The sequence below is a fragment of the Bacteroides faecis MAJ27 genome (genome assembly GCF_900106755.1).
GTDB classification, from domain to species: domain Bacteria; phylum Bacteroidota; class Bacteroidia; order Bacteroidales; family Bacteroidaceae; genus Bacteroides; species Bacteroides faecis.
In genome coordinates this window covers 211045-236736 of record NZ_FNNN01000006.1, presented here as the reverse complement: position 1 = coordinate 236736, position 25692 = coordinate 211045, and the positions used below count along the sequence as shown (strand labels likewise).

General features: G+C 42.3%; 19 protein-coding genes. 17 read left to right on the top strand and 2 right to left on the bottom strand.

From position 1 onward, the window contains the following. The first annotated feature begins 1 nt into the window (after position 1). Both BLW31_RS07670 and BLW31_RS07665 read left to right on the top strand, forming a co-directional pair. Complete coding sequence (locus BLW31_RS07670; RefSeq protein WP_010537378.1) at positions 2-3109, top strand: efflux RND transporter permease subunit; 3108 nt, start codon at positions 2-4, stop codon at positions 3107-3109. Then, positions 3087-4337: a TolC family protein gene (locus tag BLW31_RS07665; RefSeq protein ID WP_010537379.1), complete on the top strand. Its 1251-nt coding sequence runs from the start codon at positions 3087-3089 to the stop codon at positions 4335-4337. The genes BLW31_RS07670 and BLW31_RS07665 overlap by 23 nt, the downstream gene beginning before the upstream one ends. 84 nt (positions 4338-4421) lie before the next feature. Here BLW31_RS07665 and BLW31_RS07660 read toward each other — a convergent pair whose 3' ends face one another. Further along, positions 4422-4787, bottom strand: a complete 366-nt coding sequence (locus tag BLW31_RS07660; RefSeq protein WP_010537380.1) for an MmcQ/YjbR family DNA-binding protein — start codon at positions 4785-4787, stop codon at positions 4422-4424. A gap of 194 nt (positions 4788-4981) precedes the next feature. Between BLW31_RS07660 and BLW31_RS07655 the strand changes: the two genes are divergently transcribed. The 9 genes from BLW31_RS07655 to BLW31_RS07615 all read left to right on the top strand — a co-directional run bounded on the left by BLW31_RS07655 (position 4982) and on the right by BLW31_RS07615 (position 15487). Next, positions 4982-5749, top strand: coding sequence for a GNAT family N-acetyltransferase (locus BLW31_RS07655; RefSeq protein WP_029425451.1), 768 nt, complete (start codon positions 4982-4984; stop codon positions 5747-5749). 235 nt (positions 5750-5984) lie between these two features. After that, positions 5985-7760, top strand: a complete 1776-nt coding sequence (locus BLW31_RS07650; protein WP_010537382.1) for a helix-turn-helix domain-containing protein — start codon at positions 5985-5987, stop codon at positions 7758-7760. Positions 7761-7832: 72 nt separating this feature from the next. After that, a complete protein-coding gene (locus BLW31_RS07645; RefSeq protein WP_029425452.1) occupies positions 7833-8195 on the top strand; it encodes a DUF488 domain-containing protein in 363 nt (120 codons plus the stop codon). An 84-nt stretch (positions 8196-8279) separates the two neighbouring features. Then, the gene (locus BLW31_RS07640) at positions 8280-9512 is read left to right on the top strand and encodes a Cof-type HAD-IIB family hydrolase (RefSeq protein ID WP_010537384.1); all 1233 of its coding nucleotides are present in this window, start codon (positions 8280-8282) and stop codon (positions 9510-9512) included. Beyond that, the gene (locus BLW31_RS07635; RefSeq protein ID WP_010537385.1) at positions 9509-10621 is read left to right on the top strand and encodes an isochorismate synthase; all 1113 of its coding nucleotides are present in this window, start codon (positions 9509-9511) and stop codon (positions 10619-10621) included. Before BLW31_RS07640 ends, BLW31_RS07635 begins: the two co-directional genes overlap by 4 nt. Positions 10622-10647: 26 nt before the next feature. Next, positions 10648-12315: a 2-succinyl-5-enolpyruvyl-6-hydroxy-3-cyclohexene-1-carboxylic-acid synthase gene (gene menD, locus BLW31_RS07630; RefSeq protein ID WP_010537386.1), complete on the top strand. Its 1668-nt coding sequence runs from the start codon at positions 10648-10650 to the stop codon at positions 12313-12315. 3 nt (positions 12316-12318) lie between these two features. After that, the gene (gene menB, locus BLW31_RS07625; RefSeq protein WP_010537387.1) at positions 12319-13143 is read left to right on the top strand and encodes a 1,4-dihydroxy-2-naphthoyl-CoA synthase; all 825 of its coding nucleotides are present in this window, start codon (positions 12319-12321) and stop codon (positions 13141-13143) included. A gap of 202 nt (positions 13144-13345) precedes the next feature. Further along, positions 13346-14371, top strand: coding sequence for an o-succinylbenzoate synthase (locus BLW31_RS07620; protein ID WP_010537388.1), 1026 nt, complete (start codon positions 13346-13348; stop codon positions 14369-14371). A 12-nt stretch (positions 14372-14383) separates the two neighbouring features. Further along, positions 14384-15487, top strand: a complete 1104-nt coding sequence (locus BLW31_RS07615; protein ID WP_010537389.1) for an AMP-binding protein — start codon at positions 14384-14386, stop codon at positions 15485-15487. Here the strand turns inward: BLW31_RS07615 and BLW31_RS07610 are convergent. Further along, positions 15461-16027: an RNA polymerase sigma-70 factor gene (locus BLW31_RS07610; protein WP_010537390.1), complete on the bottom strand. Its 567-nt coding sequence runs from the start codon at positions 16025-16027 to the stop codon at positions 15461-15463. The genes BLW31_RS07615 and BLW31_RS07610 overlap by 27 nt on opposite strands. Positions 16028-16252: 225 nt before the next feature. On the opposite strand from BLW31_RS07610, the gene BLW31_RS07605 reads away from it, so the two are divergent. From BLW31_RS07605 to BLW31_RS07580, 6 genes are all read left to right on the top strand, one after another. Further along, positions 16253-17176 (top strand): FecR family protein, encoded by a 924-nt coding sequence (locus tag BLW31_RS07605; RefSeq protein ID WP_010537391.1) that lies wholly within the window; start codon positions 16253-16255, stop codon positions 17174-17176. A 250-nt stretch (positions 17177-17426) separates the two neighbouring features. Further along, positions 17427-20726, top strand: coding sequence for a TonB-dependent receptor (locus tag BLW31_RS07600; RefSeq protein WP_010537392.1), 3300 nt, complete (start codon positions 17427-17429; stop codon positions 20724-20726). A 24-nt stretch (positions 20727-20750) separates the two neighbouring features. Beyond that, the gene (locus BLW31_RS07595) at positions 20751-22346 is read left to right on the top strand and encodes a RagB/SusD family nutrient uptake outer membrane protein (RefSeq protein ID WP_010537393.1); all 1596 of its coding nucleotides are present in this window, start codon (positions 20751-20753) and stop codon (positions 22344-22346) included. Between the two features lie 42 nt (positions 22347-22388). After that, on the top strand, positions 22389-23330 hold the full coding sequence (locus tag BLW31_RS07590; RefSeq protein ID WP_010537394.1) for an endo-beta-N-acetylglucosaminidase: 942 nt from the start codon (positions 22389-22391) through the stop codon (positions 23328-23330). Positions 23331-23350: 20 nt separating this feature from the next. Next, positions 23351-24562, top strand: coding sequence for a DUF1735 and LamG domain-containing protein (locus tag BLW31_RS07585; RefSeq protein WP_010537395.1), 1212 nt, complete (start codon positions 23351-23353; stop codon positions 24560-24562). Between the two features lie 17 nt (positions 24563-24579). Beyond that, on the top strand, positions 24580-25596 hold the full coding sequence (locus BLW31_RS07580; protein WP_010537396.1) for a discoidin domain-containing protein: 1017 nt from the start codon (positions 24580-24582) through the stop codon (positions 25594-25596). Positions 25597-25692 lie beyond the last annotated feature (96 nt).

The window sequence follows — 25692 nt, the reverse complement described above, 5'->3', positions numbered from 1 at the left end:
TATGAAGAAGGAATTAATGCTTTCAATTATACAGAAAAGATGGGTAATGCTTTGCTTGTTTGTGGTGATGTGTATCTTTGGATATTACTCATGGAAACAGCTTTCGATAGAGGCTTATCCGGATATTGCAGATGTCACTTCTCAAGTTGTCACTCAGGTGCCCGGGCTTGCTGCGGAAGAGGTGGAGCAACAGATTACTATTCCGTTGGAACGGGCCATTAATGGTCTGCCTGGTATGCACGTCATGCGAAGTAAAAGCACGTTCGGACTGTCGATGATTACCATTGTCTTTAAAGACGGGACAGAAGATTATTGGAGTCGCCAGCGTGTACAGGAAAGGTTGAATGAAGTAGAACTACCCTATGGAGCTACTCCGGGACTTGATCCGCTGACATCCCCTGTAGGAGAGGTGTACCGCTATATCGTGGAAAGTGACCAACATTCATTACGTGAATTAACCGATCTTCAGAACTGGGTAATTATTCCGCGTATCAAAGAAGTGTCGGGAGTAGCCGATGTGACTAATTTCGGCGGTATCACAACTCAGTTCCAGGTTGAAATAGACCCTTCCAAATTGGAACAATATAATTTATCTCTCAAACAGGTTATTGAAGCTATTGAAAATAACAATGCCAATGTAGGGGGGAGTGTGTTGAATCGTGGCGATCTGGGTTATGTGGTCCGGGGAATCGGATTGATCGGGAACTTGGATGACTTGGGGCATATTGTAGTGAGTACCACTTCCGGAGTTCCTGTCTTTCTGAATGACATCGGTTCCTTGAAATATGGAAATCTTGAAAGAAAGGGAGTTTTGGGGTATACAGACCGTACCCGCGACTATTCTGAAAGTCTGGAAGGAATCGTACTTCTTCTGAAACATGAGAATCCGTCTAAAGTATTGGAAGCTGTTCATACGGCGGTTGATGAATTAAATAATGAAACATTGCCGGAAGGAGTAAAGATACACACTTTTCTGGATCGTACCGATTTGGTGGACACCACTTTGAGCACTGTGTCTCATACCTTGTTGATGGGGATGGGTTTGGTAGTTCTGGTGCTTATATTGTTTCTGGGTAACTGGCGTGGCGCATTATTGGTTTCTATAACGATTCCTGTATCGTTACTTATCGCTTTTATTCTTATGCATCTGACGGATATTCCGGCTAATCTTCTGTCGCTTGGCGCTATTGATTTCGGTATTATCGTAGACGGTGCTATTGTTATGCTGGAAACGATCCTCAAGAAACGTGAAGATAATCCAGAACAATACCTTGAAGAAAAAAGCATCGCACAGCGTGCCAAAGAAGTGGGACGTCCTATTCTTTTCTCGACCATCGTTATTATTACGGCATATCTTCCGCTATTTGCCTTTGAACGTGTAGAACGCAAGCTTTTCACCCCAATGGCATTTACGATGAGTTATGCGATGGTTGGAGCACTTTTGGTTGCACTCTTATTGATTCCGGGACTTGCCTATGCCATATATCGTAAACCACGTAAGATATATAAGAATAAATGGCTGGATAAACTAAAAGATGAATATACTTGTATCGTTACTGGAATTTTGGAAACACCCTCAAAGGTCATTATGTCATCAAGCCTGGTCTTGGTAGGAGGCATAGTATTGAGTGCCGTTGTAGGAAAAGACTTTCTTCCGGAGTTGGATGAAGGTTCAATTTGGCTGCAAGTTAATTTGCCACCCGGAATTTCAGTAGAAAAGTCACGGGAGTTGTCCGATACCTTGCGTGCCCGTACAATGAAGTACTCCGAAGTTACCTATATGATGGTACAAGCAGGAAGAAATGATGACGGAACCGACCCGTTCACTCCTTCTCACTTTGAGGTATCTATCGGCATTAAGCCTTATGGGGAATGGCCGAAGGGAAAAACTAAAAAAGATTTGATTAACGAACTGGAGGAAGAATACAAGTCACTTTCAGGTTTTAAAGTCGGTTTCAGTCAGCCTATGATAGATGGGGTGATGGATAAAATAGCCGGGGCCCATAGTGAACTGGTAGTGAAAGTATATGGCGAAGATTTTCGTGAAACACGCCGTATTGCTGAAGAAATAACCCGGGTGTTGGGGACTGTGAAAGGTGCTGTCGATCTGGATATTGATCAGGAACCGCCTTTGCCGCAGTTACAGATTAGTATGAATCGTGATGCCATAGCCCGTTATGGCTTAAATGTATCTGATGTGGCGGATCTGATTGAAGTGGCTATCGGAGGTAAGGCGATTGCACAACTTTATCAGGATGACCGCCAGTATGACATCACTTGTAAGTATAAAGAAGAGGCGCGGAATACTCCGGAGAAAATAGCCGGACTTATGTTGACTTCTTCCACCGGTGCTAAAATTCCTCTTTCCCAGGTAGCTGATGTCAGATTGAGTCTTGGGGAGAGTACGATAACCCGGGAAATGAACAGACGGCATCTGACGGTAAAGCTGAATCTGCGTGGTCGTGATCTGGCGTCTTTTCTGAACGAAGCCCAAGCGACGATCAATGAGAATGTACATTATGACAAGAATAAATATACTGTCAAATGGGGTGGTGCTTTCGAAAATCAGAAGCGGGCTTATACACGTCTCTCCGTCATTATACCACTGACACTGGTGGGGATGTTTATACTGCTTTATGCCACGTTCGGAAAATTCCGGCAGGCGGGACTGGTATTATCTATTGTCCCTTTAGCACTTTTCGGAGGTATGCTTGCTCTTAATGTGCGTGGTATGACGCTGAATGTATCTTCTGCTGTAGGATTTATAGCGATGTTCGGACTTTCCATACAAAATGGAATTATCATGGTATCGCAGATCAATGGATTACGTATAAAAGGTATGGAACTCCGGAAATCGGTCATAGAAGGAGCGCTTCAACGTTTCCGCCCTATTCTGATGACTTCGGTTACTACGATACTCGGGCTTTTTCCGGCTTCGTTGGCAACAGGAATCGGTAGTGACGTACAGCGTCCGCTGGCAACAGTGATTGTATATGGATTGATGTTTTCAACACTTGTTTCCATGTTTCTGCTTCCGGCTTTCTATTATTTGGTTGAGAACAATGTTTTAAATAAAAAGAAGAACGATGAAAAAGAATATACGTTATAATGTGCTGCTTCTGTTGTTAGTTGTGGAAGTTGCGCTTATTCCGGCTTTTGCTCAAATGGCAGAAGTAAAGCCGGCTCAGTCTATTTCTTTCGAAGAATATCTGAATAGGGTAGGAAAAAATAATCTGAGTTATTTAGCTGAAAAACTCAATGTAAGTATAGCTGATGCAGAAGTGGTTGCCCGGAAAATATTCCCGGACCCTGAATTGGAGTTTGAAGCGGGTAATGAGACTTTTTCTTTGGGAGTTTCTTATTCATTAGAACTGGGAAATAAAAGAGGGGCACGTATTAAGTTGGCACGGACCCAGGCGGAGTTGGAAAGACTTGTTTTGCAACAAGGCTTTCAGGATTTGAGGGCGGAAGCTGCCGATCTTTTTCTAGATGCAATTCTTCAGCGCAACTTGCTTGAAGTACAAAAAAGTTCTTATGAGTATATGTATCAGCTGAGTCAGTCAGATAGTTTGCGTTATGTTTCGGGAGAGATTACCGAGAATGATGTCCGACAGTCAAAACTGGAGGCTCTTACTTTGCTTAATGCTGTTTACAGTCAGGAAGCAGTCTATCATTCTGCTCTGATTCAGTTGAATAAACACATGGGAATGGCTGCTGATACACTTCATGTTCCTTTGGGAAATTGGGAGAAGTTGAGCAGAGACTTTGCCCTGTCTGATCTGGTCGAAGCAGGACTAAATAATCGTATCGACCTGCTTGTCGCTCAAAAGAGCACGGAACTTACTACCGGGGAATATAAACTGACGAAAGCGGAACGAAAACCTAATATCGGAGTTTCGGTTTCTTATGAAAGAGACTGGAAAGGTTTTCTTCCTCCGGCTCGCTCTACTACTGCAGGTGTCTCCATTCCTCTGACATTCTCGAATATTAATAAAGGAGCTGTAAAAGCTGCAAAATTCCGAATTGCCCAGTCGGAAATAATGGAAAGAGACATGGAATTGCAGATACAGGCAGAGATAGCTCAGGCTTGGTTTTATTATGAGGCTGAGAAGAAAAAGGTGGCTCAATATAGAGCCGGGGTACTTGAAGATTCGCAGAAGGTACTCAATGGCATGGTATATAAATACAAACGGGGAGAAACAAGTATTCTCGATGTACTGGTTGCCCAGCGTACTTACAACGAGGTGCAACAGGAGTATCTGGAAACAATGAAAGGGTATGCTGCTTCGTTAGTGGCACTGGAAAAAGCATGCGGTATATGGGATATACGTTTTTGAGCGTTGAATAATCTGACTTTGCTGCTGGAAGAAGCAGCAAAGTCAGATATATACACTTGCCAGTCAGCAGCTTCGTTTTTTGTGCTAAATCATTGTGTGATATTCCTCTTGCTTTTTTTTAGGAAGCTTTTTGATCACTTCTTCCACTGAATGGTCAATCAGTTCTTTGATAAGTTTATCATCCAGATCGCTTTCCAGATAGATACTTATCCAATATTTTTTATCGGAGTGATGCCCGAAAAAGATACCGTTATACTTCTCCATTAGCTCTGTAGATTTTTCAGGGTCACATTTCATATTAGCCCAAAACTCCCCATTCTTAGGTCGCAATCCTGTATAGGTAAACATCTTTCCCATCACTTTAAATACTAAGGTATCTTCGTCAAACGGCATACACTCTGTCGCCCCTTTTACAGACAGGCAATATTCTCTCAACTCTTCGATATTCATGATATTATCTCTAATGTATTTTCAAAAGACAAATATACCCATTTAAGTTTATCCGCTAATCTGTTTCCAAAACTTTAATCCGTAGTACTGTGTCATTTTGACGAGACAGGGCAGTGCTTAATTACTTTTGATTATGTATCTTTGCCGTTGCAAGAGCAGATGTCCTTGATTTATATACCGATAAATAGAATATGATGGAAGCGAAGTATATCACCCTGACTAAAGAAAATATAGAAAAAGAACACATTTGCTGTGCTTTCTCCGATAAGAAATGCAAGGACAGCTATGAGCTGAAAAAAGCATGGCTGAAAAAAGAGTTTGATAATGGTTATATTTTCAGACGGCTTGATGAGCGGGCAAAAGTGTTTATAGAGTACGTCCCTGCCGAAAAGGCGTGGATTCCTGTGACTGCTCCTAATTACTTGATGATAAACTGCTTTTGGGTATCGGGACAATATAAAGGACACGGACATGCTAAAGCACTACTACAATCCGCCATTGATGACGCCAGGGCGCAGGGGAAAGAGGGGTTGGTTACGGTAGTTGGTACATCAAAGTTTCATTTTATGAGCGATGCGAAATGGCTGTTACGGCAAGGATTCGAAACAGTCGAAAAACTTCCTTATGGGTTCAGCCTTCTGGCTCTGAAGATAAATCCGGCGGCTCCCGATCCAGCTTTTAAAGATTGTATATTAAGTGGAGTATGTGCGGATAAAGAAGGAGTAGTGGTTTACTATACACATCGTTGTCCGTTTGCAGAATTTCATGTTCGTAATTCGTTGGTGAATGTCGCTGAAAGTAAAGGTATTCCATTGAAAATAATTAGATTAGAGACGATGGAACAGGCACAGGATGCTCCTACACCAGCCACTATATTCAGTCTTTTCTATAATGGGAAATTCGTCACGACTGACTTAAGTGCATGCATTGACAAGCGGTTTGATAAAGCGTTAGGACTCTAATCTCTTATATTTTAGTATATGTTGTTTTTATTCAGTACTTTCGTGGTGTCTCCATAGGATGTGCGGATTCGGCTGAAAATTAAACTTTTATGGGGTTGCGCAAATGGTGATGAGTCAGTAAATTATAGTTTTACAATCACTAATGTTTCTTATTTCACTTCATTCCAATATATTCAATTCTTGCATTTTATAAAACTATGTTTTATTTTTGGGGAATAAAATTATTGGGATTATAATGAAAGGTATTCACTTGGTTGTTTGTGTTTGTTTGTTTTTATTTGTGTTTAACCAGTTCCTTTTTGCCGACAAAACTATGGAAAGTGATTCACTATATACCTATAAGTATATAAATGGGATCTATATGTCAGAGCCTGAACGTGCTTTAAATTTGTTGGAAGGTGCTGAAAGTAAAAAGACTCTGCCTCTGCGTATTATAAATGAATTACGCAGTAAGGCTTATCGTAATATGTATATGACTAAATTAGCTTTTGTGTATGCAAGGAAGTCATATTTATTAGATTCCATATCTCAGAAAGATCCTAAGCATTTGCTGAAGATGACAGTTGATTTGGCAGAACTGGCTCTGTTGATGAGTGATCATAAAGAGAGTATGAGATACGCTCTTGGTGGTCTTAAATTGGCACAAAAAGAGAAAGATAAAGGAGCGGAGGGTAAGTTGCTGTTTTGTATTGGTGAAAATAAATGGCAATTATCTTTCAAGGAAGAGGCGTATGATTATTTTGACAAAGCTATCAAACAGCTTCAAGGTGCGGAAACCAAATTGGAAATGGCTATGCTTTCATACTTCTATGGGATGAAAATGGATTATCTGCTAAATGATTCCCGGACTGAAGAAGCATTGGAGGTGGGGCTGAAACGTGAAAAACTGCTGAAAAGTATAGCTCGATTACCTGAAAAAAATGAAGCCTTTCTGGATTTGCAATATACTTATTTGTATGCTAAAATGTCATATATTTGCTATCTGGAAGGGGAGTATGAACAGGCTGAAAAATATTACCAGCAGTATTTGTCTACAAAGAATGCATATACCCCTGATGGTCAAACCTATGGAATCCCTTATCTGTTGAAATCGAAACAATATCGGAAAGTAGTAGATCGATGCCAGGATTTTAAGAAGCTTATGCAGCAGCAGCAGGATACTGTTAACTTACAGTATATTAGTATTCTTCAAAAAGAAGTAAAAGCTTATTTAGGACTGAAGGATTTTGAAAAAGTAGCCGCTTTGCGTGAGTCTATTATATCTATTACTGATAGTGTAAATAGTAAGGATAAACAAAATGCAGCTTTGGAATTAGACGCTATTTATAAGGCTACTGAGCAGGAGGAATATATCGCCGAACAGACTTTTCAGCTAAGAGTCAGAAACATATCACTTGCGTTTTTGGGATGCATTACTTTTCTGACATTATTTATGTTATGGCGGATATGGCGGCATAGCACGATAGTCAAGTATAAGAACAAAATGCTGGCGAAGTTTATTAATGAAAAACTGGCTCGGAAAGAAGACGCTGATGAATTATTGATAGAGGAGGAAACTGAAGATCCGGTAGTTGTTCCGTTGGACTTGGAACCAGACGAGGAATCATCAGAGAAAATTGATTTGTCTTTAGATGAAGTTTCCGAAAACCATGATGAAGAAGAGGCTGAGAATAAGAAAATTTTCAAAGACTTGAATCGTATCGTGGTTCAGGATCAATTGTATCTTTCTCCGAAACTGTCAAGAGAGGATCTGGCTCAGATTGTACACTTGAACAATGCGCGCTTTGCCCGGATGATAAAGGAAAATACCGGAACCAATTTCAATGGATATGTTAACGAACTTCGTATTAACTATGCAATTAAATTATTGAAACGGCATCCCAATTATACCATTCGTGCGATAGCCGATGAAGCCGGGTTTAATAGTACGCCTATTTTGTATAGTATGTTTAAGAAAAAAACGGGTATGACTCCCTATGAATTTAAGAAAGCGCAGGAGTCCTTAGGTTGATTTTGGCTTTTTCGTTAAACAAATTTCCGTTTTCCCGGTTTATTCTAACAATAAACTTAAATATAAACGGAAATGGTGCAAGTTAGGATAAAGCGAGTGTACGAAGACTTTTCAGAGACAGATGGATATCGGGTGCTGGTAGATAAGCTATGGCCGCGCGGAATTAAAAAAGAATGGTTGAAGTACGACTACTGGGCAAAAGATATAACGCCTTCCGCTGCATTGCGCAATTGGTTTCATGAGGATATTCCGGGACACTGGAATGACTTTGTTGTGATGTATCAAAAAGAACTGGAAGCCTCTCAGGCTGTTGCCGATTTTCTGACTCTTATCAAACCTCATCCGGTGGTGACTTTGCTTTATGCGTCCAAGGAACCGGTGTACAATCATGCCCGAATCCTTCGTGATTATCTGGAAATACATCTGAAAGAGTGAAATTAAAGTAATTTTTATCTCTTTCCGCTTTCAGTCGTTCACTCAATTTCCTACCTTTGTAATCTAAATCAAAATCGTGTATCCATGAAGTATAAATTATTAGTTCTTGATGTAGACGGAACGCTTCTCAATGATGCAAAAGAAATTAGTAAACGTACGTTAGCTGCCTTGCTGAAGGTTCAGCAGATGGGAGTACGTATCGTGCTGGCATCCGGCAGACCTACTTACGGTCTGATGCCTTTGGCCAAATCCCTTGAACTTGGAAATTATGGTGGTTTTATTCTCTCTTATAATGGTTGTCAGATAATTAATGCGCAAAACGGAGAAATTTTGTTTGAACGGCGGATTAATCCGGAAATGTTGCCTTATCTGGAAAAGAAGGCAAGAAAGAATAATTTCGCACTGTTCACTTATCATGATGATACGATTATTACAGATACTCCGGAGAATGAACATATCCGGAATGAGGCCCGGCTGAATAACCTGAAAGTGATAAAGGAAGAAGAGTTTTCTGCGGCAATCGACTTTGCTCCTTGTAAGTGTATGCTGGTCAGCGATGATGAAGAATCGTTGGTCAGTCTGGAAGGACATTGGAAGAGACGGTTGAACGGTGCTTTGGATGTTTTCCGTTCCGAACCTTATTTTCTGGAAGTAGTACCATGTGCGATTGATAAAGCCAATACACTGGGTGCTTTATTGGAGCAACTGGATGTGAAGCGTGAAGAAGTCATAGCTATCGGTGATGGGGTATGCGATGTAACCATGATTCAACTGGCCGGATTGGGAGTAGCCATGGGGCATTCTCAGGATTCTGTAAAGGTATGTGCGGACTATGTGACTGCTTCCAATGAGGAAGACGGAGTGGCTGTAGCTGTCGAGAAGGCAATTATAGCGGAAGTTCGTGCAGCGGAGATTCCGTTGGATCAGTTGAATGCGCAGGCACGCCATGCGTTGATGGGTAATTTAGGTATTCAATATACATATGCCGATGAAGACCGCGTAGAGGCAACGATGCCTGTAGATCACCGGACCCGTCAGCCTTTCGGCATTTTGCATGGAGGAGCTACACTTGCGTTGGGAGAAACAGTTGCCGGACTTGGCTCGATGATTCTCTGCCAGCCGGATGAAATCGTGGTAGGAATGCAGGTCAGCGGAAATCATATTTCTTCTGCACACGAGGGTGATACGGTACGGGCGGTAGCGACGATCGTACACAAAGGACGTTCTTCCCATGTGTGGAATGTGGACGTTTTTACTTCAACCAATAAACTGGTGTCCTCCATACGAGTAGTCAACAGTGTGATGAAAAAAAAATGACCGACGAAAAAAAGAACTTGACAACTATTGATGCACTCATTCAGCGGAAACAGCCATTTGCTGTTTATCGTGTTCCGGGGGAGAGATTTCCTCGTCTGTTGACAGAAGACACCGGAGCCGTCCGCTTGATTTACGATTTGAAAGAACTGAACGGACAAAGGGGATTTGTGATTGCTCCGTTCTGTGTAGAGAAGTCATGTCCGATTGTATTGATACAGTCGGATAAGACAGGGCAGCCACTGCCTGTGGAAACCGATACGGATGAAGAGGAAGAACTAAACTTGCAAACCTATCCGAAGGAATCTTTTTTAACCCTTTGTTCAGAGAAGTATGCGACCTGTTTTCATACATTTATCGAAGCCTTGCGTGATGCTACTTTTGATAAACTGGTGCTTTCCCGAAGTCTTACTATTGGAAAGCATCCGGAGTTTTCCCCTTCAGCCGTTTTTCGTGCTGCCTGTCAACGCTATATTCATTCTTATATTTATCTGTGTTACACTCCTCAGACTGGCATTTGGCTGGGAAGTACTCCTGAAATCATATTGTCGGGCGAAAAAAATGAATGGAACACAGTCGCCTTGGCAGGAACCCAACCTTTGCTGGATGGTAAACTGCCGCAAGAGTGGGATGATAAAAACCGTCAGGAGCAAGATTATGTAGCATCTTATATTCGTCGCCAGCTTCTCTCGTTGGGTATTCATTCTACAGAGAAGGGACCTTATCCGGCTTATGCCGGTGCTTTGTCGCATCTGAAAACCGATTTTCATTTCTCATTGAAAGATAATAGAAATCTGGGCGATCTTCTGAAAGTTCTTCATCCGACTCCTGCCGTATGCGGACTGCCTAAAGAGGAGGCTTATCGGTTTATTCTGGAAAATGAAGGATATGACCGCAAGTACTATTCCGGTTTTATAGGCTGGCTCGATCCGGAAGGACGGACTGATTTATATGTGAATCTGCGCTGCATGCACATTGAAGACGAACAGCTGACACTTTATGCGGGTGGCGGATTGTTATCCTCTTCGGAGTTGAATGATGAATGGCAGGAAACGGAAAAAAAATTGCAGACGATGAGGCGTATTCTTGTGTCTGCCCCCCATAATGATTAATCACTAACAAGCTAATCACTATCAATATGTATTCGGATAAGAAAAATATACTTCAACTAGTTGCACTGCTTGAGGCGCATGGAATTACGAAAGTAGTGTTGTGCCCCGGTAGCCGTAATGCACCTCTTGTGCATACATTGTCTACTCATCCGGGTTTTACTTGTTATGCTATGACGGATGAACGGAGTGCCGGTTATTTTGCAATGGGTCTTGCACTGCATGGCGGGCATCCTGCTGCCATTTGTTGTACTTCCGGTACGGCGTTGCTCAATCTTCATCCTGCTGTGGCAGAAGCGTACTATCAGAATATTCCTCTAGTCGTTATCTCTGCCGATCGTCCTGCTGCCTGGATCGGACAGATGGCCGGACAGACTTTGCCACAACCCGGTGTTTTTCAGACATTGGTCAAGAAGTCGGTAAACCTGCCGGAGATTCAGACAGAAGAAGATGAATGGTACTGCAACCGCCTGGTAAATGAAGCTCTGCTGGAGACGAACCATCATGGAAAAGGTCCGGTACATATTAATATTCCTATTTCCGAACCCTTATTCCAGTTTACGGTGGAATCGCTGCCCGAAGTACGAGTTATCACGCGCTATCAGGGGTTGAATGTATACGACCGGGATTATAATGATCTGATCGAACGGCTGAACAGGTATCAGAAGCGGATGATGATTGTCGGTCAGATGAATCTGATTTACTTGTTTGAGAAGCGGCATACCAAATTATTGTATAAACACTTCGCCTGGCTGACGGAGCACATTGGTAATCAGACAGTGCCCGGTATTCCGGTAAAGAATTTCGATGCGGCGCTTTATGCAATGCCCGAAGAGAAGATCGATCAGATGACTCCCGAGTTGCTGATTACCTATGGTGGACATGTCGTTTCCAAGCGATTGAAAAAATATCTTCGCCGACATCCGCCTAAAGAACACTGGCATGTATCTGCTGATGGAGAAGTGATTGATCTTTATGGTTCTCTGACTACCGTCATCGAAATGGACCCATTTGAGTTTCTGGAGAAAATAGCTCCTTTGCTCGATAACCGTGTGCCGGAATATCCTCGTGTATGGGAAAATTATTGTAAGACCATTCCCGAACCGGAATTCGGATATTCCGAGATGTCGGCTATCGGTGCATTGATAAAAGCATTGCCGGAATCCTGTGCATTACATCTGGCAAACAGTTCTGTGATCCGTTATGCCCAGTTGTATTCGCTGCCTTCTACGATTGAAGTGTGCTGCAATCGGGGTACCAGCGGTATCGAAGGATCATTGTCTACGGCAATAGGATATGCCGCAGGTTCGGATAAACTGAATTTTATAGCTATAGGCGATCTTAGCTTCTTCTATGATATGAATGCTTTGTGGAACATCAATGTCCGTCCCAATTTACGTATTCTTCTGTTGAATAACGGAGGGGGGGAGATATTCCATACATTACCCGGACTGGATATGTCGGGTACTTCGCATAAGTACATCACAGCTGTTCATAAAACATCAGCCAAAGGATGGGCAGAAGAACGCGGATTCCTTTACCAACGGGTAGAGAACGATGAACAACTCGCCGAAGCGATGAAGACCTTCGCACAACCGGAGGCCTTGGAACAACCGGTTCTGATGGAAGTATTCACCAATAAGAACAAAGATGCGCGTATTTTGAAAGATTATTATCATCAACTAAAACAAAAATAGATTATGCCAACACAAAGAGAATGGACAACCATCAGAGAATACGAAGATATTCTCTTTGATTACTATAATGGAATTGCCCGTATTACTATTAACCGTGAACGTTATCGAAATGCATTTACTCCGACTACAACGGCAGAGATGAGTGATGCACTGCGTATTTGCCGGGAAGAAGCGGATATTGATGTGATAGTGATCACAGGTGCCGGTGACAAAGCTTTCTGTTCGGGTGGTGACCAGAATGTGAAAGGGCGTGGCGGATACATAGGCAAGGACGGTGTTCCTCGTCTGAGTGTTTTGGATGTACAGAAGCAAATCCGCAGTATTCCTAAACCGGTAATTGCTGCTGTCAACGGCTTTGCTATCGGAGGCGGACATGTACTTCATGTGGTATGCGACTTGTCCATTGCCTCGGAAAATGCAATCTTCGGACAGACCGGCCCTCGCGTGGGTAGCTTTGATGCCGGATTTGGAGCGTCTTATCTGGCGCGTGTGGTAGGACAGAAAAAGGCACGCGAGATATGGTTCCTCTGCCGCAAGTACAATGCACAGGAAGCTTTGGATATGGGATTGGTGAATAAAGTCGTCCCATTGGAGCAACTGGAAGATGAATATGTGCAATGGGCGGAAGAAATGATGCTGCTCAGTCCGTTGGCTTTGCGTATGATTAAGGCCGGACTGAATGCGGAACTGGATGGTCAGGCAGGTATTCAGGAACTGGCAGGAGATGCGACATTGCTTTACTATCTGACAGATGAGGCTCAGGAAGGAAAGAATGCATTCTTGGAGAAACGCAAACCCAACTTTAAGAAATATCCGAAGTTCCCTTAATTTAAAAAACAATTTATGCTATAAAAGATGTATGAGGTCAGCTTCCGGGCTAAATAAAAACATGGTTATCTTTTGAGAATTTCTCTTTATGTTTTAATAATTTCCCTTTATAAATTGTAAAAGGGAAAACATGTTTTTATTGTTTGGAGTTATTCTGCTGAGATAGTAATCATATTTTTTATAGCATTCTTTTTTATTGAAAATGAATTGTAAGATAGAAATTGTTCCTCGGTTGCTTCATTTCAAGCAACCTGCAGGAACCTCGCGAGGCGTATATACTACGCGGAAAGTCTGGTATGTTCATTTTACTTCGCCAGAATTTCCCGGACGTGTGGGAGTGGGGGAATGTGCTCCGTTACCCAAATTGAGTTGTGACGATCTCCCGGACTACGGGAAAAGACTGGCTGACGTATGCCGATGGGTAGAAGAACAAGGAGGAAAGTTGGATGGAGAGGCTTTACGTGATTACCCTTCTATTCTTTTTGGACTGGAGACTGCTATCCGGCACTTTTTTGAAGGTACTTGGGCTTTATGGAATACAGCTTTCTCACGTGGAGAGGCAGGTATTCCTATAAACGGACTTATTTGGATGGGAGATTTTGATAAAATGCTTGTCCAGATTGAAGCAAAAATGAAAGGGGGATTTCGCTGTATCAAGCTAAAAATAGGAGCTATTAACTTTGAAGAAGAGTTGGCTTTGCTCCGTCATATACGTGCCCATTTTTCAGCTGGAGAAGTTGAGTTACGTGTAGATGCCAATGGTGCTTTTTCTCCGGTTGATGCAATGGAAAAGCTGAAACGTCTTTCCGAACTTGACATACATTCTATTGAACAACCGATCCGCGCCGGTCAATGGGAAGAAATGGCACGTCTGACTTCAGAATCCCCGTTACCGATCGCATTGGACGAGGAGTTGATAGGCTGTAATACCTTGGAAGGAAAACAAAGACTTCTTTCAGCCATCCGTCCGCAGTACATTATTCTCAAACCTTCCCTTCATGGTGGGTTTACAGGGGGAGAAGAATGGATTGCAGAGGCAGAAAAGCGAAATATAGGCTGGTGGATAACCTCTGCTTTAGAGTCGAATATAGGTCTGAATGCCATCGCACAATGGTGCGCAACTTTTAACAATCCGCTTCCACAAGGATTGGGAACAGGAATGCTTTTTACTGACAATGTAGACATGTCCCTTGAAATAAGAAAAGACTGTTTGTGGTTTTGTAAATGACGACTCCCGACAATGATATTTGACCGGCAAAAACAACGTTTACTGTTAGAGGGAAGAGAATATACTCCCGATGATATAAGCAGACTTCTGGCAGAGGGCGAAAATGCATATCCTTCTGCCATACGAGATTTGTTCCTTTTTCTTCGTGAGTGGTTTAATGATTCACCCTTTATGAAGGTTCATACCTCCGGTTCCACTGGTACGCCTAAAGAATTAACCGTTCGTAAGGAGCAGATGATGCAGAGTGCACGTCTTACCTGCGAATTTTTAAATTTGCAACCGGGAGATAAAGCGCTGCTGTGTATGAATCTTCGTTATATAGGAGCAATGATGGTAGTGGTGCGGTCTTTGATTGCAGGTCTGAATTTATTTGTCCGTCCTGCTACCGGTCATCCATTGGCGGATATCAACGAATCATTGAAGTTTGCAGCCATGGTCCCTTTACAAGTTTATAATACGCTTCAAGTTTCTGTAGAAAAAGAACGGTTACAGCAAACGGATATTCTGATTATTGGTGGCGGAGCAGTTGACAGTGCTTTAGAAGCAGAAATCAAAAGACTTCCGGGAGCAGTTTATTCTACTTATGGCATGACTGAGACATTATCTCATATAGCCCTTCGCCGGTTGAACGGAGCATCAGCTTCAGAACACTATTATCCTTTTTCTTCCGTCAGGTTATCTCTGTCTTCTGAAAACACGTTGGTCATTGAAGCACCTCTTGTTTGTGATGAGGTTTTGCAGACAAATGATATGGCACGTATCTATTCCGATGGAAGTTTTATGATTTTAGGACGGAAAGATAATGTGATCAACAGTGGAGGAATTAAAATTCAAGCAGAAGAAATGGAGAAACGACTCCAGTCATTGATTGATGTACCCTTTGTCATCACTTCGGTTCCGGACCGGCGTTTGGGACAGGCTGTAACTTTATTAATAGAAGGACGGTTGCATTTGACAGCGATAGAAGGCAGGATACAGGCTGTGTTGGAACCGTATTATCGCCCCAAATATATCCGAATGGTTAATCATATCCCTCGGACGGAAAATGGTAAGATTAATCGTGCAGAGTGCCGCATTTTGGCACAGAACTTACATCTCGGGGGAAAGGAAGAATAAGAGTAAAGGTAGATAATCTTTCAATTCATTTCGTAAAAGTTCCATAGTCTTTTGTTTGTACCGGTTGATGGATTTTACACTGAGGTTCATTTCTTCTGCAATCTCTGCATGTGTTTTACCTTCGAAGAAACTTTTGTGAAAAACTGTGCGATAGTTTTCCGGGAGTTTGTTCAAAGTATCGTATAGCATTCTGTATAACTCATCGAGTGTATATACACTATCTGATTCTGTTTCATAGAGAGGAGCTTTCTTCTGGATTGTTTCGGCATAACTCCATTCATACTCCTGATGTTTCAGAAAGTTCAGGCAACTGTTTTTTACACACATCTTTATATATCCCAAGGCTGTCTCTGATTGCAAATCGAAAGAGTCTGTATCCAGCTTGTCCCATAAAGAGGTAAATACATCCGAAACGATGTCTTCGCGGGTTTCCTTATCATCTACAAATCTTTTTGCATACAGACAGAAAGGGGCGTAATACTCCTCATAAAGCTGCTTGAAGGCCCTTTCTTTCGTCTGTTTGGAAAAAGATATTTTCATTATATTGAGATTCTGTAGTTTTTCATTTTGCTGCAAATATATAATAAGATAATCATCATTACCTAAAATATCCTTTCTTTTTTTGTTTTTGGTATGAAGCTGTAGAAAATAAGTTAGCTTGAAAAATAAAATAAAAAAAAACTTTGTTTTGCCTGTCCCTTTTCGATTGCTTCAGTTGTACTATTAGTGTAATTGCAATTAAAAGATAAGATTTTGAAAGAGAATATGGAAAATATGAATCCGGAATCATTGCTCCGTAAAGCACAGGCATTAGGAGAAGACATTAAAGAAATGGAGTCCATTGATGTGCTGGGCGCCTATCAACAGGCACAAACCAAAATAAAGATCAACAGAAGAAGGAGTATGTATAATCAGTTGATGCGTTATGCTGCATTCTTGACTATACCTTTGTTGCTTTCTTCTTTGGTTTTGGGATATTTATATTGGGGAGCGACAGATGCCGAAGAAAAATATGCGGAAGTTGTGGCAGCTACAGGCTCGATTATTCGCTACGAACTTCCTGACCATTCGGTGGTCTGGTTAAACTCCGGTAGTACTCTCCGTTATCCTACCGTTTTTAAGAAAGATAACCGTAATGTAGAATTGAAGGGTGAAGCCTATTTTGAGGTAGAGGCAGACCGGGAACGGCCCTTTTACGTAAATACTCCTGCCGGTTTAAGCGTGTATGTTTACGGAACAAAATTTAATGTAAATGCTTACGAAGATGATAATAGTATAGAGACGGTATTGGAGAAAGGTAAAGTAAACGTTATTTCACCTGATGGAAAGACGACTGTTCAGTTGGCTCCGGGAGAACGATTACTTTATAACAAGGCGGATCAGAAGTTGATGAAAGGAAAAGTGGATGTGTATGAAAAGGTGGCGTGGAAAGACGGTAAACTGATATTCCGAAATGCTGAGTTGGATGAGATATTCAAACGGCTGGCACGGCATTTTAATGTAGATATTCAGTTTAATAATATATCAGGGAAGGAGTATAAATACCGCGCCACTTTCCGTAATGAAACACTGCCGCAAATATTGGATTATCTGGCTAAGTCTGCTGCCTTGAAATGGAGAACCGAGGAAGCGGTACAACAGGCAGATGATACATTTACAAAGAAAAAAATAATTGTAGATTTATATTAGTAACCATAAAAATGAGAATAGCCTATGAGATAACACAAAGATCGTAAAAAAAGGAAGAAAGCTGCTACCAACAGCTGTCTTCCCTCCAAATTTTCAGATTCGCGGTAAGGAGTCTTGCAAACGCTAACCGGAATCAAACCATAGTTCATTATAGTAATAAACTTTAGTTAACCGCAAATGTATGAAAAAAAATCATTCATTTATTGCATTATGTCCTAAATATGCTTTAAATCTAAAACTACCTTTAGTTATGAGGATTAGTCTGGCACTACTTTTTGCAGTCGTTTTACAACTTCCTGCAGAGAATGGCTATGCTCAACGAACGCATGTTGCCATTTCTATGAACAATGTATCTGTAGAACAGATACTGAATAAAATAGAAGAAACTTCCGATTATGTTTTCCTTTACAATGACAAAACGATTCAGAAGAATCGCATTGTTTCTGTGAGAAATAAATCCGGTAAGATTCTGGATATTCTGGATGATATTTTTAAGGGAACCGATATCACGTATACCGTAGTTGACAAACAGATTATTTTGTCGACCAATAAGATGCAACTTGTTCAGCAGGAAGGACAAATCCAGGTAAAAGGAGTTGTGAAGGATGCTGGCGGAGATCCGTTGATTGGTGTGAATGTTAAAGTGAAAGATTCTACGGTCGGTACTATTACTGACATAAACGGAAATTTCTCGTTGCAAGCTAAAAAGGGAGATGTTCTGGAAGTATCCTATGTGGGATATGCCACGAAAACTGTAAGGGTTCAGAATGCGCAGGTTTTGAATATTGTGCTGACTGAGGATACGGAAGTACTGAATGAAGTCGTTGTTACTGCACTGGGCATCAAGAAGGAAGCCAAATCATTGTCTTACAATGTACAGCAAGTGAGTAATGATGAGATTACACGCATTGCCGATGCCAACTTCGTCAACAACCTGAATGGTAAGGTTGCCGGTGTTACGATCAACTCATCTTCAGCCGGTGTAGGCGGTTCTTCACGTGTTGTGATGCGTGGTACCAAATCCTTGAATGGTAATAACAATGCTCTTTATGTAGTCGATGGTATTCCGATGAGTGATATGAGTGCAGCTTCTACGCAGCCTACGGATTCATACGAAGGTGCCGGTCAGTCCGGTGATCCTATTTCCGGTCTGAATCCCGAGGATATCGAGAGCATATCCGTTTTGAGCGGACCGTCAGCTGCTGCTCTTTACGGTAGTGCCGCTGCCAATGGTGTAGTAATGATTACTACTAAAAAAGGAAGAGAAGGGCGTACTTCGGTCAGCATATCCAATAATACGACTTTCTCAGCTCCTCTTGTTTTGCCTGAGTTCCAGAATACTTATGGGCAGACCGAAGTAGGTAGTTACTACAGTTGGGGCAGCAAATTGAATACACCGAGCAGCTATGATCCTAAAGATTTCTTTCAGACGGGCGTAAATGTAACCAATGCGGCCAGTCTTTCTACAGGTACTGACAAGAATCAGACTTACTTATCTTTAGGTACTACGAATGCCAACGGTATTATTCATAATAATGACTACGAGCGTTATAATGTTACCGTCCGTAATGTTGCCAAGATGTTGAAAGATAAGCTGACTCTCGACCTGAGTTTTATGCTTAGCTCTGTAAAAGAGCAGAACATGACCTCTCAGGGACTTTATTATAACCCGCTGGTTCCTCTTTATCTGTTTCCCGCGGGAGATGATTTCTCGAAGGTTCAGGCATATCAGCGTTACGATTCAGAGCGAAACTTACTGACCCAGTATTGGCCTTACAGTACCAGTCTGGCTTTGCAGAACCCGTATTGGATTACCGAGCATATCAAAATACCTAATCATAAGAACCGTTATATGGCTACTGCATCGGCAAAATATGATTTTGCTGACTGGATTAATGTGACAGCCCGTGCCAAGATGGACCGCAACAACGAGCGCCGTGAACGTATGTATGATGCAGGAACGAACACCTTGTTTGCTTCAAAATATGGTTACTACTCCAAGAGTAATATTGAAAATCAGCAGATATACGGCGAACTGTTACTGAATATCAATAAGTACTTTGTTGACAATACCCTTAATTTAACGGCCAATGTGGGAGCAAACTTCGAAAACAATGATTATCAGTCCGATTATTTCGGAGGTAAGCTGAAGTCAGTGGCCAACCTCTTTACTTTTGGAAACGTGGACACTTCGGAGAAGAACCTGGCTAATCAATATGGCTATCATTTGAAGAAACGTGCTATATTCGGCAGCGCGCAAATCGGCTATAAATCTATGGCTTATCTGGATGTGACGGCTCGTAATGACTGGTCGTCTACCTTCAAAGGCACGAATACCGGTTCTTTCTTCTATCCGTCTATCGGTCTTTCGGGGATTATCACAGACATATTCCGTTGCAGTACGGATATCATGCCGTACATGAAAGTACGTGTATCCTATTCGGAAGTCGGTAATTCTCCGGACGTATTTCTGGCCATTCCGACTTATGCGTTGGTCGATGGAGTTCCTGTTACCCAGTCCCGCCGTCCTAACCCCAATCTGAAGCCGGAACGTACCAAATCATGGGAAGCCGGATTTAACTTTGTGTTCTTCAAGAACAGTTTGAGGCTGGACGGATCTATCTATCAGTCACGCACTTATAATCAGTTCTTCGAGCGTACCCTTTCTTCCACTACCGGTTATAAGTCGGAAGTTGTCAACGGTGGTCGTGTAGATAATAAAGGTATTGAATTGTCTTTGCGCTTTGAAGATAAATGGGGAGATTTTGGCTGGAGTTCTTATCTGACATATTCATTAAACAAGAATAAGGTAGTGGAATTGCTGCGCAACTATGAAGATCCTTATACACATGAACTCACTTCTCTGGACAGAATCGATATGGGAGGAACCAGTATGTATAAGATGATACTGACAGAAGGCGGATCTATCGGTGATATTTATGTGAATACGCTTCGCACGGACGAACATGGAGCTATCTATGTCCATCCTTCGGACCAGGTCGTAGTCACTCAGCCCGACGAGTTTGTAAAAGCCGGTAACAGTGCTCCTAAATACAACCTCGGCTGGGGCAATACATTCAGTTATAAAGGTCTTTCATTAGGATTCCTGTTTACGGCACGTGTCGGTGGCGTAGTGGTATCGCAGACACAGGCAACAATGGATGCATACGGCTCTTCAAAGGCTACAGCCGATGCCCGTGATAATGGCGGAGCTATTGTCAACGGTCGTCCTATCGGCGCGGAAGATTACTATACGAAGATTGGAGGCGCCGGTGCTCAGGGGGGAATTGGCTCTATGTATACGTATAGTGCGACTAATGTCCGTCTGGCTGAGTTATCATTAGGCTATGATATTCCTATCAACAAGTATGTGGACTGGATTAAGGGGTTGAACGTATCCTTCATCGGTAAGAATCTCTTCTTCCTTTATAGAAAAGCTCCGTTCGATCCGGAACTGACAGCAAGTACAGGTACTTACTTTCAAGGTATTGACATGTTTATGTCACCAAGTCTGCGTAATTTGGGATTCTCTGTGAAAGTTAATTTCTAATCAAACTTATAAATTGTAGAAGATATGATATTAAATAAAATACGGTCATGGAACAAACTTTCCATTCTCGGGATATCTTTGATGTTATTGAATAACATTTCGTGTATCGACTATGAGGATAATGTAAATCCGAATGAAGTCACCGAGGAAATGATGGAAGCAGACAACCTGAAGACAGGTGCTTTCTTTTCGCAAATGCTGCGCCGGGTTGTTATCGTAAATGATGGCGACAAGCTCGATTCTGACTATCAGATTGCCCAGAACTTATCGCACGATCTCTATTCGGGCTACATAGCCGCTACTTTAGGGTCTACCAACCATAACGGACAGTATAACTTTCAGGAACAATGGGTAAATGCCACTTTTGATTATGCCTATACTGGCATTATGGCGCCGTGGCAAAGTATTCACAAGATAGCTACCGAGCAAGAGTTGCCGGAAGTTGACGCATTGGCTACTATCGTAAAAGTGGAAGGGATGCATCGTATTGCTGATACTTTCGGCCCTATTCCGTATGTAAACTATGGCTCTTCCAGCTTATACGACGCATTGGACTTGGTTTATAATAAGTTCTTTGAGGAACTGGATAATGCTATCGAAGTATTGAGCAATTATGTGAACGGAAATGTGGATGCCAAGCTGATGAGCGATTATGACTGTGTATATGGGGGTGATGTAGAGAAGTGGGTGAAGTTTGCCAATACACTGCGTTTGCGTCTTGCTATACGTGTCTCTTATGCGAATCCTACTTTGGCAGAAGCACAGGCAAAGAAATCGATGGAAAATATGTTTGGCTTTATCGAAAGTAAAGCGGAACGTGCCGAGCTTTCGCATAACTCATTGGAATATCATCATCCGTTGCACGAGATCGCCTATAACTTCAATTCGGGCGACTGTCGTCCGGGTGCTACCATCGTAGCCTACTTGAACGGACTGAATGATTCACGAATCAGCTCTTATTTTACAACAGCCGGCGACGGTGAATATCATGGCGTACGTATCGGTATCACCACAAGCAACATGAGCAACTATCAGGGTAATAAGATCTCTAACCTGAATATCAACCGTGCTTCCACTCCGGTAGTATGGATGACTGCTGCCGAATCGTTCTTCCTGCGTGCCGAAGGTGCATTACGTGGCTGGACGATGGGTGGTACAGCCAAATCATTCTATGAACAAGGTGTACGTATGTCGTTCGAAGAGAACAATGCTGCCGGTGTAGACGATTATCTGGCCGACAACACCTCGACTCCGGGTGCTTTTGCAGATAATGTAGGTAGTGATAATTATACTTTCAGCAGCAAGGTTACTCCTGCATGGGATGATAATGCCGATTTTGAGGGACAGTTGGAACGTATCATCACACAGAAGTGGATTGCCATTTATCCCGACGGTCCTGAAGGATGGAGTGAATATCGTCGTACAGGCTATCCGGAAGTTATTCCTGTAGTGAGAAATAGCAGTAATGGAACGATTGATACCGAATTGCAAGTCCGCCGTCTGCCTTATACACGTGACGAGAAGATCAACAATGCCAGCGGCGTTGCCAGTGGTATATCGGCTTTGGGTGGTCAGGATACGGGTGGAACTAAACTCTGGTGGGACAAAAGATCCCGATAACAGGAAAATGGACATTGTTTAATTTTAAAAACACTAATTACAATGAAAACAAAAATAACAGGTTTACTGACTTTCCTTATCGGAACATTCTTTTTCTATAGTTGTGATACCGATGTGGAAGCGTTAGAAATTCAGAAGCTGAAGACATACGACGAGCAGTATTTTGAGAATCTGCGTGCCTTCAAGAAAAGCGATCATGAGATAAGTTATGCTTATTACGAAGCGTGGTCACCAATTGAAGGTGTGACAGGCTATAAAGATCCCGCATCGTGGGGTGAACGTATGGTAGGACTGCCAGACAGTATAGACATCGTAAACCTATGGATGGGAATACCGACAGCAGAGACACATCCGATAGCATATGCGGATATGCAATACTGTCAGCAGAAACTGGGTACACGTTTTGTCATGCATGCCGATGCTTCTCATTACAGACACCAGTTTACCATTGATGGTGTTGATTATGATCTGAGTCAAAATAAGGATGATGAAGCGATGGCTGCATACGCCAAATGGATTGTAAATCAAGTGTTGGAGCCGGGACTTGATGGAGTAGACGTCGACTGGGAAGGATGGAGCAGCTCCGATCTGGTAAGGTTGATAAAGGAACTTGGCAAGTATTTTGGTCCCGAAGGCGAACAACCGGACAAGTTGCTTATCGTTGACTATTTCAGTGGAACACCACCGACAGACATCATACCTTATTGTGATTATATCGTTCAACAAGCTTATAGTAATCAGGTCGGGTTCTTGACTCAACCCAGCAACTTTCCACCCGAGAAGATGATTTATTGTGAATCATTCGGAGTGTTCTATGCAGACGGAGGCCAACTGATGAACTATGCACGTTGGGAGCCATCGAAAGGTCGTAAAGGCGGCTGTGGAGTTTTCTTCTTGGGAAGAAACTATTACTCATCGTCAGGTATACCTTACAATGAGTTCAGGGAAGCCATTCAGATAATGAATCCTGCAATAAGTGAATAAATAATGAATAAATAAGAATCATGATGAAAACATATATATTTAAACATTCCTTATTGGGAGTAATAGTAGGTTTATCCATTCTGGGTTGTACGGAGGGTGATAAATTTGATTATAATAAAAATGTAGCTTTTATCACAGGAACGGAAACTACGCCCGTAACAAAGTTTGTAGTGGAGGATACCCCTTCTTCGTATGCAATTACTGCCTCTACCACAGACAAAGTAGATAAGGATGTGAATGTGAAATTTGCTATTGACAGATCGTTGGTAGAGTCCTATAATCAAGAACATAATACTAAGTATTATGCAATACCGGATGGTGCCGCGGTTCTCGAAAATGCCGATGCCGTGATTCAGGCAGGCAAAGCCTTCTCTACACCGGTTACAGTCAAGGTTACTTCTACGGAAGATTTTGCCGAAGGGCGTGTATATGTCATTCCTGTCACTATGACGCAAGTGGAGGGGCTTGACATATTGAAACCATCGAAAACTATTTTCCTGCAGATATCCCGTGTGATTCATTTCACCTCATTGAATATCAGTAACACGAATCTTTATAGTAACTTTATTTTCTCGGATGATAAGAAGCAGGAATTATCCAACTTCACCTATGAGATCAAATGTTATTCTCAGGAGTGGCATCGTATAGCTCGTCTGTGTAGTTTCACTTCTGCGGACGAACAGCGTTCAAGCATGCTGCGATTTGGAGAGAATGGATTAGATATCAATGCTTTGCAGTGGGTAAGCCCCAGTGGCAGTATTGTGTCCAGCACCCGTTTTAGTACCGACCGCTGGTATATGATTTCTTTGACTTATGATGGCAGTAAACTGACTATGTATGTAGACGGAGTGAAAGATGCGCAAGGTGATGGTGACGGTAAACCGGTCGATTTCCAGCGTTTTGAACTGGGAATGTCGTGGACAGGATATCGCGGATCTCAGTATTTCCGTGGCCGTATTGCCGAAGTTCGTGTCTGGAACCGTGCTTTGAGTACAGGCGAACTACAGATGAATCTTTGTGGCGTTGATTCACAATCGGAAGGTCTGGTTGCATACTGGAAGATGAATGAAGGCGAAGGACACATCTTTAAAGATGCAACAGGACATGGCTATGATATGGACTGGACCAATACAGCCCGTGAAATAAATGAAGGGGCCGGACTGACTTATAACTTAAATTATAGCAGTGCCATTGCATGGGATAGTGACGATAATAATAGGTGTAACGAGTAATAAAATATGGAATAGCTATGAAAATAAATACATATATCTTAGGATTGCTGGCGGTAGCCGGACTATTTAGCTTTCAATCATGCGATGATGAGAGTTATGATGTTGTGGGTAATCCTGATAATCTAATTTATTTCCCTCCGAAAGGCCAGTTTAATAATACTTCAGCAGCAGTCGAAACCTTTACGGTGGTTTCTACGCCTGTCGGATATTTTGGTGATGAAGTTTACGCCAAGTTTGGAGTATCTGCTACTCGTCCCATGGATGGGAGTGCAACGGTGACTGCTGTTATTGATAATGGTTTGGTGGAAGCTTTCAATACGGAAAATGGTACGGAGTATAAAACGACCTCTGTAGCTGTTTTGCAGAGGGCATCTGTCAGTGTCGGTAATGGTTCTTATTTATCATCTGACTCTATAGAAGTCGTCATACCGGAAGAAAAGTATTCCGGTATGGCAGAAAAGGGAGCTTACTTGATACCTGTACGTCTTGAGTCGACAACAAAGGGAAAGGTGACCGTTACTAAAAACCTGGCTTATGTGGTAGTAAATCTGGAGGAAAGGCTGATTAAGGAAGATGCCGGCTCCGATGATATAAAAGGCGCAAAAGTGAGTGACCGCTCTGCATGGACGGCTACAACTACCGATTCTTCGGTAGATGCGAATTCGATAGCCCGCATTTTCGATGGAAATACCGGTTCTGGCGCGTCATTCTCCAATGAAGAGAATCCTACTTTTACGCTTGATATGAACGCTACAAATAATGTAACTGCTCTTTATTTTAAAAATTCATCCTCGAGTTGGGGTTCTTACTATAACTTTAGCAGAATTGGAGTAGAGTTGAGTACTGATGGAAACAACTGGACAGATGTGGGAGCTGCTGCTCCCGTAGTGGAGAACAATACAGATCAGTATATCATACTTTATGGTGCGGTTCCGGCACGGTATGTGAGGTTATCTTTGCAATGGAGCAATGGTAGCGGTTCATGGGGGGGATATTACCGTACCTTCAACGAGCTGGACGTTTATGCTGAATAAACGGAATTTTCGTATCTGATAGAGGAGGGGACAAAGTCAAATGGAGAAAAGAGAATTATTTGTCCCCTCTTATCTTTGGAAAATATTATGTTTGTA